10 protein-coding genes, 1 tRNA gene and 2 pseudogenes are annotated in these 16,633 nt (G+C 73.1%); 3 read left to right on the top strand and 10 right to left on the bottom strand.

Annotated elements, in window-relative coordinates:
- Window positions 1-47: 47 nt before the first annotated feature.
- A pseudogene (locus IH09_RS08570) lies at window positions 48-683 on the bottom strand (radical SAM protein); the annotation flags it as partial.
- A 45-nt stretch (window positions 684-728) separates the two neighbouring features.
- On the opposite strand from IH09_RS08570, the pseudogene IH09_RS39700 reads away from it, so the two are divergent.
- A pseudogene (locus IH09_RS39700) lies at window positions 729-1,157 on the top strand (tyrosine-type recombinase/integrase); the annotation flags it as partial.
- A 426-nt stretch (window positions 1,158-1,583) separates the two neighbouring features.
- Here the strand turns inward: IH09_RS39700 and IH09_RS08580 are convergent.
- From IH09_RS08580 to topA, 5 genes are all read right to left on the bottom strand, one after another.
- A tRNA-Thr gene (locus IH09_RS08580) sits at window positions 1,584-1,657 on the bottom strand.
- Window positions 1,658-1,747: 90 nt separating this feature from the next.
- On the bottom strand, window positions 1,748-3,346 hold the full coding sequence (locus IH09_RS08585) for an alpha/beta hydrolase (RefSeq protein ID WP_052855517.1): 1,599 nt from the start codon (window positions 3,344-3,346) through the stop codon (window positions 1,748-1,750).
- Window positions 3,347-3,660: 314 nt separating this feature from the next.
- A complete protein-coding gene (locus IH09_RS08590) occupies window positions 3,661-4,902 on the bottom strand; it encodes a DNA polymerase III subunit delta' (RefSeq protein WP_052855518.1) in 1,242 nt (413 codons plus the stop codon).
- Between the two features lie 467 nt (window positions 4,903-5,369).
- A complete protein-coding gene (gene tmk / locus IH09_RS08595) occupies window positions 5,370-8,918 on the bottom strand; it encodes a dTMP kinase (protein WP_052855519.1) in 3,549 nt (1,182 codons plus the stop codon).
- Between the two features lie 140 nt (window positions 8,919-9,058).
- A complete protein-coding gene (gene topA, locus IH09_RS08600) occupies window positions 9,059-11,923 on the bottom strand; it encodes a type I DNA topoisomerase (RefSeq protein WP_052855520.1) in 2,865 nt (954 codons plus the stop codon).
- Between the two features lie 408 nt (window positions 11,924-12,331).
- Between topA and IH09_RS08605 the strand changes: the two genes are divergently transcribed.
- Together IH09_RS08605 and IH09_RS08610 are read left to right on the top strand one after the other, a co-directional pair.
- Window positions 12,332-12,937 carry a hypothetical protein gene (locus IH09_RS08605; RefSeq protein WP_052855521.1) on the top strand — a complete coding sequence of 202 codons (606 nt, stop codon included), beginning with the start codon at window positions 12,332-12,334 and terminating at the stop codon, window positions 12,935-12,937.
- Complete coding sequence (locus tag IH09_RS08610; protein ID WP_052855522.1) at window positions 12,934-13,368, top strand: DUF2752 domain-containing protein; 435 nt, start codon at window positions 12,934-12,936, stop codon at window positions 13,366-13,368. Before IH09_RS08605 ends, IH09_RS08610 begins: the two co-directional genes overlap by 4 nt.
- A gap of 48 nt (window positions 13,369-13,416) precedes the next feature.
- On the opposite strand, the gene IH09_RS08615 is transcribed toward IH09_RS08610, so the two are convergent.
- The 4 genes from IH09_RS08615 to IH09_RS08630 all read right to left on the bottom strand — a co-directional run bounded on the left by IH09_RS08615 (window position 13,417) and on the right by IH09_RS08630 (window position 16,598).
- A complete protein-coding gene (locus IH09_RS08615) occupies window positions 13,417-13,821 on the bottom strand; it encodes a hypothetical protein (RefSeq protein WP_052855523.1) in 405 nt (134 codons plus the stop codon).
- A gap of 194 nt (window positions 13,822-14,015) precedes the next feature.
- Entirely contained in the window at window positions 14,016-14,213 is a 198-nt protein-coding gene (locus IH09_RS08620) for a hypothetical protein (RefSeq protein ID WP_052855524.1), read from the bottom strand.
- Window positions 14,214-14,342: 129 nt separating this feature from the next.
- A complete protein-coding gene (locus IH09_RS08625) occupies window positions 14,343-15,893 on the bottom strand; it encodes a DUF7059 domain-containing protein (RefSeq protein WP_052855525.1) in 1,551 nt (516 codons plus the stop codon).
- A gap of 120 nt (window positions 15,894-16,013) precedes the next feature.
- A complete protein-coding gene (locus IH09_RS08630; RefSeq protein ID WP_052855526.1) occupies window positions 16,014-16,598 on the bottom strand; it encodes a hypothetical protein in 585 nt (194 codons plus the stop codon).
- Window positions 16,599-16,633 lie beyond the last annotated feature (35 nt).

The raw sequence follows: 16,633 nt of genomic DNA on the forward strand, positions 1-16,633 counted from the left end.
ACCGCTGGGCGGACCAGTCAGGATCGGTACCGGTACGGGTCGGGACGTCATGGGGTCACCTTCTTTTTCTCCGTGTCTCCGTGCTGGCAGTAGCTGTGCAGCGGCGCCCTGGCCTCCTGGTAGTGCTTGGCCAGGGGACGGCAGACCCGGCATGTGCCGGACAGGGCGCAGCCTTCGCACCCTCCGGTGCGAAGCATCAGGCGGTCGGCGATCGTGCCGAGCCGTCGCAGTCCTTCAATGCCTTCGGCCATGAGGTCGATCTGGTCGTCACGGCCGACCTTGCAGATCGAGACCCTGGCGTGCGGGTCGGCATGGAAGAACGTGTGGCCGGCGTTGCATCCGGCGAATGGCTTGCGCTGGCGAAGGTGTTCTGCGGACTGGGCGAGGAGGGGTTCGCCGCCGCCGTAGATCGTCGGGGTCATGTTGGTGTACGCGTGGTGCTCCACGCCCCACTCCCGAGCGAGCGCGGCCATCGCGTCGGCCTCGCGCGCGTTGTCCTCGGTGACGACGATGTTGATACGCAGCGGCAGCCCTGCGGCACGGGCGGCGTCCATGCCACGGCGGAACGCCTTCCAGGCTCCGCGCCGCTGGGTGAGCGCGTCGAAGGACTCCTCGCTCGCGCCGTACATACTGACGACGAGGCGGTACGGCGGGCATTCGCTAAAGAGCGGGAACAGGCCGGGCAGTTCCTCGACTTCCTCGCCGACACGGGCGAGCGTCTGTACGGGCTGTTCCATCTGATCACTTTCCGAGGTCTGCGCCGCGGCGAGGCGTGCGGCGTGCGCCGCACGGACCGGGCCCGCGCTGCGGGAACGCTGACCATCGCGACACAGCTCGTGCAAGACGGATGGGAGGTTGTAGAGAACGCTCCGAAGACGGACAGCGGCGAGCGCGTTATCGACCTCGACGAGTACACCGACGAGGTACTCGACGAGCAGGCCGCGCGGCAGGATGCCGAGCGAATCGCGTACGGCGAGGCGTGGGTCGACTCGGGCCGCATGTTCACCATGCACGACGGGTCGTTCATCCACCCCGGGTGGTTGACCGACTATTTCGAGCGCCTCGTCGAACTCTCGGGCCTTCCCCCGATCCGGCTGCACGATCTGCGGCACGTCGCCGCATCGCTCATGCTCGCCGCCGGCGTCGACATCAAGATCGTGTCTGAGACCCTCGGCCACAGTGAGAGCCGGATCACCCGGGATATCTATCAGTCCGTCATGCCGAAGGCTGCTCGCGAGGCCGCCGAGGCGACAGCCGCCGTGGTGCCGCGCGGCGGGACTCGGCGCCCGGAACCGACGCCGCCCGAGGCGACCGTCGAGCCTCGCGTCGAGCAGGTCGCGCAGTTGGCTCTCGATCATCTCGTCGCGCAGATCGTCGAGGCCGCCGAGCGCGACGGCCGCTCGGTCGAGGACCTCGCGCAGATGGCACTCGCGCAGCTTGCCGGGCGGACCGGAGCGGCTGCCGAGCAGGATGGGCACGCAACGGGCACGCAGGACGGCGCGAAGATCATCGAGTTCCGCCCTGCCGAGTCCCGGCAAAAGAAAAACCCCAGGTCACGGCGAGTGAGTCCTGGGGTTAATCCGAGCCGCCTTCGGGATTCGAACCCGAGACCTACGCATTACGAGTGCGTTGCTCTGGCCAACTGAGCTAAGGCGGCGTGTTGCGCGGCCTAGTCTACACATCGCCGAGGGGTGCTCTGTCCCCGGTTCAGTGGCTGGTCAGGGGGCGGCTGGCGGGGTGGGGTGGGTCACGTGCAGCGCGTGTTCTTGGATGGGGTGGTGCCTTCGAGGAGGTAGGTGTTGATCGCGGTGTCGATGCACTGGCTGCCGCGGCCGTAGGCGGTGTGGCCGTCGCCCACATAGGTGAGCAGGGTGGCGCTGGAGAGCTGGGCGGCGAGGCCCTTGGCCCAGGTGTAGGGGGTGGCCGGGTCGCGGGTGGTGCCGACGACGATGATCGGGTCGGCGCCCTTGGCCTCGATGCGGTGGACGCTGCCGGTGGCCTTGACGGGCCAGTACGCGCAGTTCAGGGCGGCCCATGCGAAGTTGTCGCCGAAGACCGGGGATGCCTTGCGGAAGCTGGGGAGGGCGGCGCGGACCTGGTCGGGGGTGGTGAAGGCGGGCGGCAGGTCGAGGCAGTTGACCGCGGGGTTGGCGTACATCTGGTTGGCGTAGGCGCCGTCCGGGGAGCGCTCGTAGTAGCTGTCGGAGAGGGTGAGCAGGCCGCGGCCGTTGCCCTTCTCCGCCTGGGCGAGGTATTCGCGCAGAACGGGCCATGCCTTCTGGTCGTACATGGCGGCGATGACGCCCGTGGTGGCGAGGGACTCGGTGAGGGGGCGGCTCTCGCCGGTGGCGGCCGGGTGCGCGTCCAGCTTCTTGAAGAGGGCGGAGAGCTGTCGGCCGGCGTCGTCGGCGCTCTTGGTGCCCAGCGGGCAGTCGCTCTTCTTGACGCAGTCCGCGGCGAAGGACGTGAAGGCGGTGTTGAAGCCGGCGGTCTGGTCGAGGCTGGTGGTGCGGGAGTTCAGCGCGGGGTTCATGGCGCCGTCGAGGACGAGCCGGCCGGACCGGGAGGGGTAGAGGCCGGCGTAGGTGGCTCCCAGGAAGGTGCCGTAGGAGGCGCCCACGTAGGTCAGTTTCTTGTCGCCCAGGACGCCGCGCAGCACATCCATGTCACGGGCCGCTTCGACGGTGGAGACGTGCGGGAGCAGCTTGCCGGAGTGGGATTCGCAGCCCTGGGCGAAGTCGCGGTAGGCGGTGGTGAGCTTGTTGACCTCGGCCGGGGTGTCGGGGGTCTGGTCGGTCTGGGTGTAGGAGTCCATCTGCTGGTTCGAGAGGCACTCGACCGGTTCGCTGCGGGCGACGCCGCGCGGGTCCATCGCGACCATGTCGTAGCGCGCCCGGACCGCCGCCGGCTGCGGCGCGTACTGCTGGAGGTAGTCGATCGCCGAACCGCCGGGGCCGCCCGGATTGACCATGAGGGAGCCGAGGCGGCTGCCGGGGCCGGTGGCCTTCTTGCGGGCCACGGCGAGTTTCAGGTCGGTGCTCGCGCTGGGCGCGGCGTAGTCCAGGGGCGCCTTCATCGTCGCGCACTCGAATCCGGAGACGCCGCAGTCGCGCCAGCTGAGCTTCTGGTCGTAGTACGGCCTGAGGTCGGCCGGGATGGCGGCGGGGAGCGGCTGGAGGGCCGGGACCGAGCTGTCGGGGGCGGTGTTCTCGTCCTTCGCCCCGTTGGTGCGGTCCGGGGGTGTCGAGGTGTCGGTGGCGGAGTTCTGGGCTGAGCAACCGGAGATCAGCAGAGCGGTGGCCGCGAAGACGGCAGCGGTGGAGCGGAGCAGGCGGCTGGTGGCCATGGGCGGTCCCTCGGTCCCTGGTTCGGCTTCGGGTTCGGCTTCGGGTTCAGGTTCGACTTCGGTCGGCTTCGGCTTCGGCCACCTGGTGGGACGCGAGACGAGCCGGGGCGATGGCGATGGTGAAGGGGATGGCGGTGGGCGGGCGGGGTGGCGGCGGCCGGCCAGGGCGGTGGTCGGCCGTGGCGGTGGAGGGGGCGGGTGGGGCTGCTGGTGGCCGTGGTCGGGCGATGCCGTTCGACGGAGCGTATCCGGACCCGGACCGTGAGTGTGCGATTGGCTTCGGGGCGGCGGGGTGGCGGCCCGTGGCGGGGTGGTCAGCCGGCGCGGAGGGCGGCGGTCATCGCCTCGACCGCGAGCAACGGGGCCACATTCCGGTCCAGGGCGCCGCGGCAGGCGATCACCGCCTCTATCCGGCGCAGCGTGCGCTCCGGGGTCGAGGAGGCGGCGATGCGCTGGATGTTGTCGCGGACCTCGTCGTTGGCGAGCGGGACCGAGGCGCCCATCTGGAGGGCGAGGACATCGCGGTAGAAGCCGGTGAGGTCGCTCAGGGCCAGGTCGAGGCTGTCGCGCTGGGTCCGGGTGGCGCGGCGCTTCTGCTTGTCCTGGAGTTCCTTCATGGCGCCCGCGGTGCCGCGCGGCAGCCGGCCGCCGGTACCGGCCGCGGCGCCGAGCGCGGCGCGCAGTTCCTCGGTCTCCTTCGTGTCGACCTCGTCCGCGACCTGTTTGGCGTCCTCGCCCGCGGCGTCGATCAGCTCCTGGGCGGCCTTCAGGCAGCCGCCGATGTCGTCGACGCGCATCGGCAGCTTGAGGACGGCCGCGCGCCGGGCACGGGTCCGCTCATCGGTGGCGAGCCGGCGGGCCCGGCCGATGTGCCCCTGGGTCGCGCGGGCCGCGGCCTCGGCGGCGGCGGGCTCGATGCCGTCCCGCCTGATCAGGACGTCGGCGACCGCGCTGACCGGCGGCGTCCGCAGGGTGAGGTGGCGGCAGCGCGAGCGGATGGTGGGCAGCACGTCCTCGATGGAGGGCGCGCACAGCAGCCAGACCGTACGCGGCGCGGGTTCCTCGACGGCCTTGAGGAGGACGTTGCCCGCGCCTTCGGTCAGGCGGTCGGCGTCCTCCAGGACGATCACCTGCCAGCGGCCGCCGGCCGGTGAGAGGGCGGCCCGGCGGACCAGGTCGCGGGTCTCCTTGACGCCGATGGACAGCAGGTCCGTACGGACGATCTCGACGTCGGCGTGGGTGCCGACCAGGCTGGTGTGGCAGCCGTCGCAGAAGCCGCAGCCGGGGGCGCCGCCGAGCGCGCGGTCCGGGCTGACGCATTGCAGGGCGGCGGCGAACGCGCGGGCCGCGGTGGACCGGCCGGAGCCGGGCGGGCCCGTGAACAGCCAGGCGTGCGTCATCTGGGACGCACCGGTCTGCCCGGCCGGGGCCGGGGTGTCCCGCGGCGCGCCGGCGAGCGCGCTGTCGGCGGTCACGATGGCGTCCGCATCGCGCGCGGCCGCGGCGAGCTGCGCCGTCACCCGGTCCTGGCCGACCACGTCGTCCCATACCGCCATCGCTGCCCGCCCTTCCTGTCCGTCCTGCTCCGTGCCGTAAACCGTGCTGTACGCCGTGCCCCACGCCGTGCCGTACGCCGTGCCGAGCGCACCGGCACGCCGCCTGTCATGGCGGGTGCCGTCTCCTACCGGGCGTCATACGCGTGGCGCCCGCCGTGCGACGCCCGTCCATCCGTCCATCCGTCCGCACCGCGTCCACTCACCCGGACGACCGGCCGTACACCTCGTACCGCCCTGCCGTACGCGCCGCGCACCCGGCCCGTGCGCGGTGCTGTGCCCCGCGTCCGACCCATTGTGGTGCACCCCACTGACAAACGAGTCCGCGGAGCCGGCCGGGAGCTGTTCGGGGACGGGTCCGGGCGGCGTCCGAAACGGTATCCGAGGCCGGGGCCCGGCGCGGAAACGGCCGCGGCCGCAGCGTTTCGGCTGCGGCCGCGGCCGTTTCTCGGTGGTGCCCCGGAAGCCCGCTAGCCGCGCCGGCCCCGGCGGCCCCGGCCGTGGCGGTCGTCGGTCTCGTCCGTGCCGTCGGCCGGGAGCCCGTCGCCGCGCGGGCCGAGGAGCTCGTCGGCGAGCGTCGGCAGATCGTCCAGCGGGGTCTCCTCCGCCCACTGCGGGCGGGGGCGGCGCTGCGGTGCCGGGGCGGGACGGCCGGTGGCCGGGTCGATCTGCGGCAGTTCGCGGGTCCGCTCGACACCCGACTCGGCGGCCGACCGCTGCCGGGCCGCCGCGTCGGGCACGTCCTCCGCACGGAACAGCCACGGCGGTACGCGGTCGACGGGGTCGCCGCTCCGCACCGCCGTCCGGTGCGCGGTGCCGTGGCCGGACCCGTGGCCGGTCCCGTGAGCGGCTTCGTGCCCACCGGCCCGCACGGGCGGCAGCACGGCGGTGTCCACCGCGTCCGCACCGCCGCCGGGCCGCGGACCCCGCTGGGCACCGGGCTGCGGCAGGACGGTGGTCTCCGCCCCGTCCGCGGCGGCGCCACGGCCGTCGTCGCCACCACGGCCGCCATGGGCGCCTCGGCCGCCCCACCCGTCATGGCCGTCCCACGCATCACGCGCGTCGCGGCTGCCCTGACTGCCCTGCCCGTCATACCCGTCGCGGTGGTCTCGCCCGTCACGCACCGGCGGCAGCACCGCCGTCTCGTCCGCCGCCCCGGGCACGTCCCGCACCTCGGGCCGCGGCAACGACGCCGTCCGCTCGCTGTCCGAACCCGGATGATCCGTACCGGCACCACCCCGGCCGCGGCCCTCACCGGTCCCGCCGGCCCCGCCGTTCTCCTCGTTCTCCCCCGCCACCCGCTTCCGCAGGTCCGTGACCGGCGTCTCCGTGGTGGGTGCCTCGGCCGCCGCCGCTGCGGCCGCCGCCTTCTTCGCCGCCTCGGCCTCCGCCGCGGCTGCCGCCTCGGCCGCCGCGATCCGGGCCTGTTCGGCGCGGAGCAGGGCCTCCTCGGCCTTGCGCTGCTTCTCTTGGCGGCGTTCCGCCGCCTCGGCGCGCAGCCGCGCCTCTTCCTCGGCCCGCTTGCGCAGCCGCTCCTGCTCCGCCTGCCGGGCCCGCTCCTCGGCCTCGCGGCGCTTGCGCTCCTTCTCCGCCGCCTGCCGGGCCTCCTCGGCGCGCTGCCGGGCCTCCTCCGCCTCCCGGGCGGCCTCCCGGGCCTTGGCCTCCTCGGCCTCGCGGCGCTCGCGCTCCGCCTCCTCGGCCCGCAGCCTGGCGAGCTGCTCCTGGCGCTCGCGCTCCAGCCGCTCTTCCTCCGCCTTGCGCGCGGCCGCTTCCTCGGCCTTGCGCCGGGCCTCCTCCTCGGCGGCCTTCCGGGCCGCTTCCCGGGCCGCCTCCTGGGCCGCCAGCTCGGTCTCGGAGAGCGGCAGGACCTGGTCCAGGCGGTGCCGTACGACCTTGGTGACGTCCTCCGGCTCCTGGCCCGCGTCCACGACCAGATAGCGCGCCGGATCGGCGGCGGCCAGTGCCAGGAAGCCGGCCCGTACCCGCTGGTGGAACTCGGCGGGCTCGGACTCCATCCGGTCCGGCGCCTCGGTGAAGCGCTCCCGGGCGGTCTCCGGCGAGACGTCCAGCAGCACCGTCAGATGCGGGACGAGTCCGTCGGTGGCCCAGCGCGAGATCCGGGCGATCTCGGTGGGCGCGAGGTTGCGCCCGGCGCCCTGGTAGGCGACCGAGGAGTCGATGTAGCGGTCGGTGATGACGATCGCGCCGCGCTCCAGGGCGGGCCGGATGACGCTGCCGACGTGTTCGGCGCGGTCGGCGGCGAACATCAGCGCCTCCGCCCGGTCCGAGAGCCCGGACGTCGAGACGTCCAGGATGATCGAGCGCAGGCGCTTGCCGATCGCGGTGGCGCCCGGCTCGCGGGTCACCACGACCTCGTGGCCCTTGCCGCGGATCCACGCCGCGAGCGCCTCGACCTGGGTGGACTTCCCGGCGCCGTCGCCGCCCTCCAGGGCGATGAAGAAACCGGTGGCGGCGGGCGCCCGGTCCGGTTCGCCGCCGTGCAGCGCCTCGCGCAGATCGCGCCGCAGCGGTACGCCCTGCCGGTCGTCCACCTTGCCGAGCACCCAGGCGGCGACCGGCAGCAGCAGCGCGCCGACCAGCATCAGGGTGAAGGCCGCGCCGCCGTACGCGACGTCGAAGCTCGCGGTACCGAGGCGGTGCGGGCCGATGGCGGCCGCCAGCAGCGGCGCGACGAGGGCGGCCAGCGCGACCGCGAGCCGTACGACGGCGTGCAGATGCCCGGTCATCCGGGCCGCGCGCGGCTCCTCGGCCTCCTGCTCCAGCAGGACATGGCCGGTGTTGGCCGCGACGCCGGCGGCCGCGCCCGCGAGCAGCGCCAGCAGCAGCACCGTCGTCGTGTCCGGGACCAGCCCCATGGCCAGCAGTGCGAGGCCGGTCACGGCGATGGCCAGGGCGAGCAGCCGGCGCCGGGAGAGGCCGGGCAGCACCTTGCGGGCGCCGCGGATACCGGCGACCGGTCCGCCGGTCAGCGCGACCACCAGCAGCGCGAAGGTGGCCGGGCCGCCGGCGAGGTCGAAGGCGTCCAGCACGGCCAGCGAGACGGCCGCGGCGATCGCGGCGGCCACCGCCGCGCAGCCGAGTACCAGCAGCGGGACCGCGCCCGTGCGCCCCCGGTCGGCGGCCGTACGGTCCTTGCCCTCGGCCGGCGCGGACGTCGGCCGGCGCAGGCCCTCCAGCGGGGAGCGCGGCCGCGGCGTCGGCACCCCGGGGAACTCGATGAAGTAGAGGATCGACACGGAGGCGGCGAACAGCCCCGCGGCGACGTACGAGCCGAGCGCGGCCTGGTGGGCGCCGAACCAGTCGATACCGGTCGCCAGCAGCTTCCCGACCAGCGCGACGACCACCAGTGCGGCGGCCGCGAGGGGCAGCGAGACGAAAGTGGTGCGCTGCGAGAGGCGGCGCAGCGCGTCCAGATTGTCCGGCAGCGGCCGTACGGCGGCACCCTCCGGGGGCGGCGCGGGCAGCAGGCCGGGCGCGGCGCTCTCCCGGGCGACGGTCCACAGGCGTTCGGCGACGCCGGTGACGAAAACCGTGGCCAGGAGCCAGATCAGCGCGCTGCCCGGCGTCCAGTCGATCCACAGGGGGGCGACGACCAGCAGCACGAGCCGCAGCCCGTCCGCGCCGATCATCGTCCAGCGCCGGTCGAGCGGTCCGCCGGGCGCGGTCAGCGCCGACAGCGGTCCCAGCAGGACCGCGCCGAAGAGCAGTGCCGCCAGTATCCGGGCCGCGAAGACCGCGGTGACCGCGAAGGCCACGCCCCGGTAGCCACCGCCGAAGACGGCTTGGCCGCCCGCCGGTGTGTACAGCGCCGCCTGGAGGGCGAGCAGTACCAGGACGAACAGGGACAGGGCATCGCCGATGCCCCCGACAAGCTGGGCACTCCACAGTCGCTTCAGTGGGGGGAAGCGGAGCAGGGCTCGCACGGCGCGCTCGCGGGAATCCGCGGCTAGGGCGCCTGAAGTGGGGGTCACGACCGGTGGCTGCTCGGCACGCGTCATCCTGCCAGCCTATCGGGACGGCGCGCTCCGGCGGGCGACCGGCCGAACAAACGGGCGGGCCCGGCGGAACGCCGTCCGCCTTGCCCGCCCTTGTCCTGCCTGCCCGCCGCGGCCCCGGGCCGTCCCGGCGCGGCCCCGGCTCAGTCCTCGGCCGCCGGCTTCGCCGCCGCCGTCTTCGCGGTGGCCTTCTTCGCCGTGGCCTTCTTCGCGGCCGTCTTCTTGGCGGTGGCCGTGGCCGCGGTGGTCTTCTTCGCCACGGTCTTCTTGGCGGCCGTCTTCTTGGCCGCCGTCTTCTTCGCCGGTGCCTTCTTGGCCGGCGCCTTCTTGGCGGTCTTCTTCGCCGGCCCCTTGGCCCGCTTCTCCGCCAGCAGCTCGTAGCCCCGCTCGGGGGTGACCGTCTCGACGTCGTCGTCCCGGCGCAGCGTCGCGTTGGTCTCACCGTCGGTGACATACGCGCCGAACCGGCCGTCCTTGACCACCACCGGCTTCCCGCTGACCGGGTCGGTGCCCAGTTCCTTCAGCGGCGGCTTGGCGGCGGCCCGGCCGCGCTGCTTGGGCTGCGCGTAGATCGCCAGTGCCTCGTCGAGAGTGATGCCGAAGAGCTGGTCCTCGGTCTCCAGCGAGCGCGAGTCGGTGCCCTTCTTGAGGTACGGGCCGTAGCGGCCGTTCTGCGCGGTGATCTCCACGCCCTCGGCGTCCGTGCCGACGACGCGCGGCAGCGACATCAGCTTGAGCGCGTCCGCCAGCGTGACGGTGTCCAGGGACATCGACTTGAAGAGCGAGGCGGTGCGCGGCTTGACCGCGTTCTTGCCGGTCTTCGGGGTGCCCTCGGGCAGGATCTCGGTGACGTACGGGCCGTAGCGGCCGTCCTTCGCCACGATCTGGTGGCCGCTCTCCGGGTCCGTGCCCAGCTCGAAGTCGCCGCTCGGCTTGGCCAGCAGCTCCTCCGCGTACTCCACGGTCAGCTCGTCGGGCGCGAGGTCGTCGGGGACGTCCGCGCGCTGGTGGCCCTCGGAGTCCTTCTCGCCGCGCTCGACGTACGGACCGTAGCGGCCGACCCGCAGCATCACGTCGTTGCCGACGGGGAACGAGGAGATCTCCCGGGCGTCGATCGCGCCCAGGTCCGTGACCAGTTCCTTCAGGCCGCCGAGGTGGTCGCCGTCGCCGTTGCCGGCGTCCGAGGCGACGCCCTCGGCCTCGCCCTCGCCGAAGTAGAAGCGCCGCAGCCACGGCACGGCCTGCGCCTCACCGCGCGCGATGCGGTCGAGGTCGTCCTCCATCTTGGCGGTGAAGTCGTAGTCGACGAGCCGGCCGAAGTGCTTCTCCAGGAGGTTGACCACGGCGAAGGAGAGGAACGACGGGACGAGCGCGGTGCCCTTCTTGAAGACATAGCCGCGGTCGAGGATCGTGCCGATGATCGACGCGTAGGTCGAGGGGCGGCCGATCTCGCGCTCTTCCAGCTCCTTGACCAGCGTGGCCTCGGTGTAGCGGGCCGGCGGCTTGGTGGCGTGGCCGTCGACGGTCATCTCCCGCGCCAGCAGGGCGTCGCCCTCGGCGACCTGCGGCAGCCGCCGCTCGCGGTCGTCCAGCTCGGCGTTCGGGTCGTCGGCGCCCTCGACGTACGCCTTCAGGAAGCCGTGGAAGGTGATGGTCTTGCCGGAGGCGCTGAACTCGGCGTCCCGGCCGTCGGCGGCGCGGCCACCGATCTTGACCGTGACGGAGTTGCCGACCGCGTCCTTCATCTGGGAGGCGACGGTCCGCTTCCAGATCAGCTCGTACAGCCGGAACTGGTCGCCGGTGAGTCCGGTCTCGGCGGGCGTGCGGAAGCGGTCGCCGGACGGGCGGATCGCCTCGTGCGCCTCCTGGGCGTTCTTGACCTTGCCGGCGTACGTGCGCGGCTTGTCCGGCAGGTAGCCGGCGCCGTACAGCTGCGTCACCTGCGCGCGGGCCGCGGCGACCGCGGTGTCCGAGAGCGTGGTGGAGTCCGTACGCATATAGGTGATGAAGCCGTTCTCGTACAGCTTCTGCGCCACCTGCATGGTGGCCTTGGCGCCGAAGCCGAGCTTGCGGCTGGCCTCCTGCTGGAGGGTGGTCGTACGGAACGGGGCGTACGGCGAGCGGCGGTAGGGCTTGGACTCGACCGAGCGCACCGCGAAGTCGGTGTTCTCCAGCGCCGCGGCCAGGGCCCGTGCGTGCGTCTCGTCCAGGTGGAGGACGGCGTCGCTCTTGAGCCGGCCGTCGGAGCCGAAGTCGCGGCCCTGCGCGATACGGCGGCCGTCGACGGTGGTCAGGCGGGCGGTGAGGGTGGCCGGGTCGCTCGCGTCGCCGGTGCGGCCGGTGGAGAAGGTGCCGGTGAGGTCCCAGTACTCGGCGGAGCGGAAGGCGATGCGCTCGCGCTCCCGCTCGACGACGAGCCGGGTCGCCACGGACTGCACCCGGCCGGCCGACAGCCGGGGCATGACCTTCTTCCACAGGACCGGCGAGACCTCGTAGCCGTAGAGGCGGTCGAGGATGCGGCGGGTCTCCTGGGCGTCGACCAGCTTCTGGTTCAGCTCGCGGGGGTTGGCGACGGCCTCGCGGATCGCGTCCTTGGTGATCTCGTGGAAGACCATCCGGTGGACCGGGACCTTGGGCTTGAGGATCTCCTGGAGGTGCCAGGCGATGGCCTCGCCCTCGCGGTCCTCATCGGTGGCGAGGAAGAGTTCGTCGGATTCGGCCAGCAGCCCCTTGAGCTTCTTGACCTGGTCCTTCTTATCGCTGTTGACCACGTAGATCGGCTGGAAATCGGCGTCGACGTTCACCCCGAGGCGGGCCCAGGGCTCGCCCTTGTACTTCGCCGGGACCTCGGCCGCGCCGTTGGGAAGGTCACGGATGTGTCCGACGCTGGCCTCGACCACATAGCCAGGGCCGAGATAGCCCTTGATCGTCTTCGCCTTGGCAGGCGACTCGACGATAACGAGTCGGCGGTGGCCGCCGCCCTGTGCGGTCTCGCTGGTCGGGGACAACTTCGCTCTTCTCTCCGGTCGACGTCTGGGGAACCCCCTGGCCGGATGCCGGGGGCAGACTGCGATGACGCTTGACGCTGCGGAGTGTGACGGTACCTCCCGCCCCCGTGTCAAACGGAGAAACCCCGCAACGCCACTCGAACGGTAACCCGACTACATGTCTTCCTGCCGCCCGCCCCGCACCGGGCACGCGCCCCGCACCCGTCGGCGATCTCGGACCGTGACGGCTCCCCGGGCGGCCACGGCCACCGGCGCCGCCCGGGTCCCGGGCCGTGTCACGAAGCGGCCGCGGATGCCGTCGGCGTCTTGATCCGGCGCTCCGGGCGGCTGGCAGGATGGGCTCCGGCACGGCTCCCTACCGGAGCCGGGAACCGCCGTCATCACACACTCTCGGGGGTCAGATCACTCATGGCGCACCAGTACCCCGGACCACCGCCGGAACAGCCGGACGGGAATCCGTACGCCACACCGCGGGACGGCGGGCCCGCGGATCCCGGTTACGGCCATCCGCAGGGCGGCCGGCCCGGTGAGCCGGGCTACGGCTATCCGCAGGCCGGTCCGGAGCCCGGTTACGGCTACCCGGGCCACGCCGCCCCGCCGCCGCCCGCGGCCGGCGGGTATCAGGGCGGATACCAAGGCGGGTACCAGGGGCAGCAGCCGCCGGGGGGCGCCGGTATGACGCTGTCCCTCGGCGATATCGCGGTGACCGGCGACACGATCATGACACCGGCCGGTCCGATGCCGCTCCGGGGCGCGGTCTGGACGGCGACGGACATGTCGCGGACGGAGGAGCGGATCCCGACGCACGCGGTCGTGCTCGCCATCGTCTTCTTCCTCTTCTGCCTGCTCGGTCTGCTCTTCCTGCTGATGAAGGAACGCACTACGACCGGCTTCGTCCAGGTGGCGGTCCACAGCGGCGGCCGGCACCACTCCACGATGATCCCGGTCCAGTCGCCCGAACAGGTCATGTACGTGTTCAACCAGGTCAACTACGCCCGGTCGCTGAGCGTGTGAGTCCCTACGGGCCGCCCGGCCCCGCCCCGGCGCCGACCGCCGCATCGGTGCGGAGGCGGACGCTGCGCCGGGCGGGTATCGCGCTCGGCGTCGGCGCGGCGGGCGCCGTCTACCTGTGGCACACCGACCCGCACCAGTCCGGGCAGCTGCTGCTCCCCTGCCCGTTCCACTGGGCGACCGGCCTGCTGTGCCCGGTGTGCGGCGGCACGCGGATGGCGTACGACCTGATGCACGGCGATGTCGTGGCGGCGTTCCACGACAACGCCGTACTGCTCACCCTGGGGGTGCCGGCCGTCGCCTGGCTGGTCGCGCGCCAACTGGCAGCCGGTCTGCGCGGGCGGTCCGTCCGGACCGGGCTGACCGCCCGCGGCAATGCCGTGGTGCTCGGCATTGCCGCGGTGTGGATGGTCGCCCGCAATCTCGTCGGCTGACGACGAACGGGCCGGGCGCGCCGGCCTGCGTACGCCGGCGCGCTCGCGTCAGCGGACGGTGACGGTGACCTCCGGCGAGACGGTGGTGCCGGCACCGATGCGCAGGTGGTTGACGCCCTTGATGCCGAGCTTGACGCGCACCGAGTAGGCGCCCTTGGTGTTGACCGGGGCCTGCGCGGGCAGCGAGACCCACTTGGCGCCCTGCTTCTGCTGGACGGTGACCTTCGTACCGGCCTTGATGCCCGTGGCGACACCGCTGACGCGGAACTCCTGCCACGCCTGGACCGAGGTCGCGCTGGCCTTGGCGGTGAGCGCGGGCTTCGCGGGGGCGGTGGCGACGACGGAGGCGGGCGAGTGGAGGTGCGCCGGAGCGGCGAACGCGCCGGCCGCGCCTCCGCCGAGGAGGGCGACGGCGACCACGCCGACGGTGGCGAAGCGAAGTGCACGGTTCATGTCAGGTTCCTCACTGATGGGCGGGTTATGACCTTCATTGAGGAACACGGCCGATGCGGCGGGAAGGTTGCTCCGTTCCGGGACGTTACGGGCTTCCGCGGCGGAACTGGCCGGAAGTGAACCCGCTCTCCCCGTGCGGCAGTTGACGGTGCCGCCGGGCGGAGCCGGGCGGCTGGCCGGATCCGGACGCTCCGCTACCAGAAGCCCAGCAGCCGGCACCCCGTCACCAGGAACGCCGCCCCGAAGCAGAGTCCCGTCACCGCCGCGCCCCGCGGGGCGACGCCGTCGGCGACCGGTTCACCGGCCCGGACCCGTACGCCCGTCCACAGCAGCAGTCCGGCGCCGAACAGCGCGAACGCCGCACCGGCGAATGCCTCGGGTCCGCTCTCCATGCGGGCAGCGTGGCACCCCCGGACGCCTGCCGGGCGAACGCCGGATGAACGCCCGCCCCGGCCCGTACGGACACCGGCACCCGGCCGCGGCCTGCCGCCGCGGGCGCCGCACCGCCCCGGCCGCCGGTCTCAGCGCGGCGCGGGCACCGGCTCCAGGAACCCCTGCTCGACCAGCAGCCGGATCGACTCCGGCGTACGGTCCCGCAGCAGCACCGGGTCCTCGCCGACGAGCTGGGCGATGGCGTCCAGGATCCGCCCGGCCGGCAGCGAGCCGTCGCACACCCCGGCGAAGCCCGCGCCGACCGTGTCCACCTTCGTGGCTCGGCGCATCCCGCGGTTCTGCCGCAGCACCACATGCTCCGGGTCCTCCGCCCCGGGCAGCCCGACCTGCTCCTGCACCACCTCGTCGGCGAGCTTGAAGTGCCCGGCCAGCAGCGCCGCGTCGTCGGCGGTGCGCAGATAGTCCTGGCGGGCGAAGTGCCGCTCGACCGTGTCGCCCAGCGGCTGCTCGACCGGGTGCGGCCACTCCTCGACCGTGACGGAGGGGGTGTCGGAGCCGGACTTGCGCAGCGTGATCCACCCGAAGCCGACGGCCTTGGTACCGCGCGCCTCGAACTCGTCGAGCCAGGCGTCGTACCGCGCGGCGTACGCGTCGGCGTCCGCCCGGTGGTCGCCGCCGTCCCGCAGCCACAGCTCGGCGTACTGCGTGATGTCCTGCACCTCGCGCTGCACGATCCAGGCGTCGCAGCCGCGCGGTACCCACGAACGCAGCCGGTCGTGCCAGTCCTCGCCCGCCACGTGCTGCCAGTTGGCCAGCAGCTGGCAGTATCCGCCGTCGGACAGATGCGCCGCGGACTGCTGGACCAGGGTCCGGCACAGGTCGTCGCCGCCCATTCCGCCGTCCCGGTAGGTGAGCCGGGCCCCGTCGGGAAGGCCGGGCGAGATCACGAACGGCGGGTTGGACACGATCAGGTCGTACGTCTCCGCACCGACCGGCTCGAACAGCGAGCCCTCGCGCAGCTCGGCCGGCCGCGCCCCGGAGAGCGCCAGCGTCAGCGCGGCGATCCGCAGGGCCCGCGGGTTGAGGTCGGTGGCCGTGACGCGGGTGGCGTGCCGGGCGGCGTGCAGGGCCTGGATACCGGAGCCCGTACCGAGGTCGAGCGCCTTGGCGACGGGCGTGCGGACGGTGATCCCGGCGAGGGTCGTGGACGCGCCGCCCACGCCGAGCACCAGCTGCGTGCGGTCCGCTCCCCGGGCGCCTTGGATGCCGCCCGCCCCGCCGACCGCGCAGCCCAGGTCGGAGACGATCCACCAGTCCTGGCCCTCGGGGCCGCCGTACGGCCGGACGTCCACGGTGGCGCGCACCTCGTCGCCGTCCTGCACCAGCCAGCCGTCGGCGAGGCAGTCCGCCACCGGCAGCGCGGCCCGCGCCCGCCGCGACGGCGCCGGACGCTGGAGCAGGAACAGCCGCACCAGGGTCTCCAGCGGGCTGTCGCCGCGGGTCGCGCGGAGCGCGGGGACGGTCTCGCTGCGCGCCAGCGCGGCGTAGGCGGACGCGCCGAGCAGCTCCAGCAGGCCGTCGGCGGTGAAGTCGGCGGCCAGCAGCGCCGCGCGCAGCCGGTCGGTGCGGGCGCCGCTCTCGGGGTCCTGGGCGGTTGCGGTGGGGAGGTGCGTACTCACGCCCCCATTGTCGGGGCAACCACCGACAATCGGCACCGGCCCGGCGCCACGCCCCCCGAGGGCGCGTCGCCGGGCCGGTGCCGGAGCGCTGTCGCCGGGCCGGTCCGCCCGGCCGGTCCGCTACGCCTTCGAGGACGATCCGGACGACGGGGAGCCGGATGCGTTCTGGTTCTGGCAGCCCTTCTGGGCGGCCATGGCCTTGCCGACGTCGCCGGACTCCAGCTTCTTGAAGGCGTCCTCGCTCTGCTTGTTGAGCTTGTTGATGCCGTTGGAGAGGTTCCGCAGCCCGTCCGCGAACTTGAGCTTGTCCCCGGTGTTCAGGCCGTCGACCTGCTTCTTGAGGTCCGCGTACCCCTTGGAGAGGGAGTTGAGCTCGTTGACCGCGTTCTTCTGCGCCTGCTCGCCGCCCTCGCTGGGCGGGGGGCCTGCCTGGTCCAGGGACTTGGCCAGCGACGCGTAGGCGCCGGAGATCTTCTGGAACGCCGCCGAATCGGTCTGCTGGACCTTCTTGGAGTCCGTACTGCCCTCGTCCGCCGTCTGCATGGCGGCATTGGCGTCCTGGATCTGCTTGAACTGGGCCTGCGCCGGGTCGCAGAACTTCTTGGCCCAGTCGTCGAGCTTCTTGCCGTTGTCCTCGCTGCAACCGGTCAGCGCGAGCATCAGTGCCGCACCGCCGGACAGCGCAGCCACAAGCTTCTTGTTCACCGGATTGGTCCCTTCCATGGCTCTCGGCCCCGGAA

The sequence above is a fragment of the Streptomyces celluloflavus genome, assembly GCA_000720995.1.
In the GTDB taxonomy this organism is placed as follows: domain Bacteria; phylum Actinomycetota; class Actinomycetes; order Streptomycetales; family Streptomycetaceae; genus Streptomyces; species Streptomyces celluloflavus.

Excerpts from the sequence above, each read along its gene's own strand:
- IH09_RS08605 (WP_052855521.1), top strand. The coding sequence starts at position 12,332 with ATGGCGCACCAGTACCCCGGACCACCGCCGGAACAGCCGGACGGGAAT.
- IH09_RS08620 (WP_052855524.1), bottom strand. The coding sequence starts at position 14,213 with ATGGAGAGCGGACCCGAGGCATTCGCCGGTGCGGCGTTCGCGCTGTTC.
- IH09_RS08585 (WP_052855517.1), bottom strand. The coding sequence starts at position 3,346 with ATGGCCACCAGCCGCCTGCTCCGCTCCACCGCTGCCGTCTTCGCGGCC.
- IH09_RS08590 (WP_052855518.1), bottom strand. The coding sequence starts at position 4,902 with ATGGCGGTATGGGACGACGTGGTCGGCCAGGACCGGGTGACGGCGCAG.
- tmk (WP_052855519.1), bottom strand. The coding sequence starts at position 8,918 with ATGACGCGTGCCGAGCAGCCACCGGTCGTGACCCCCACTTCAGGCGCC.
- IH09_RS08615 (WP_052855523.1), bottom strand. The coding sequence starts at position 13,821 with ATGAACCGTGCACTTCGCTTCGCCACCGTCGGCGTGGTCGCCGTCGCC.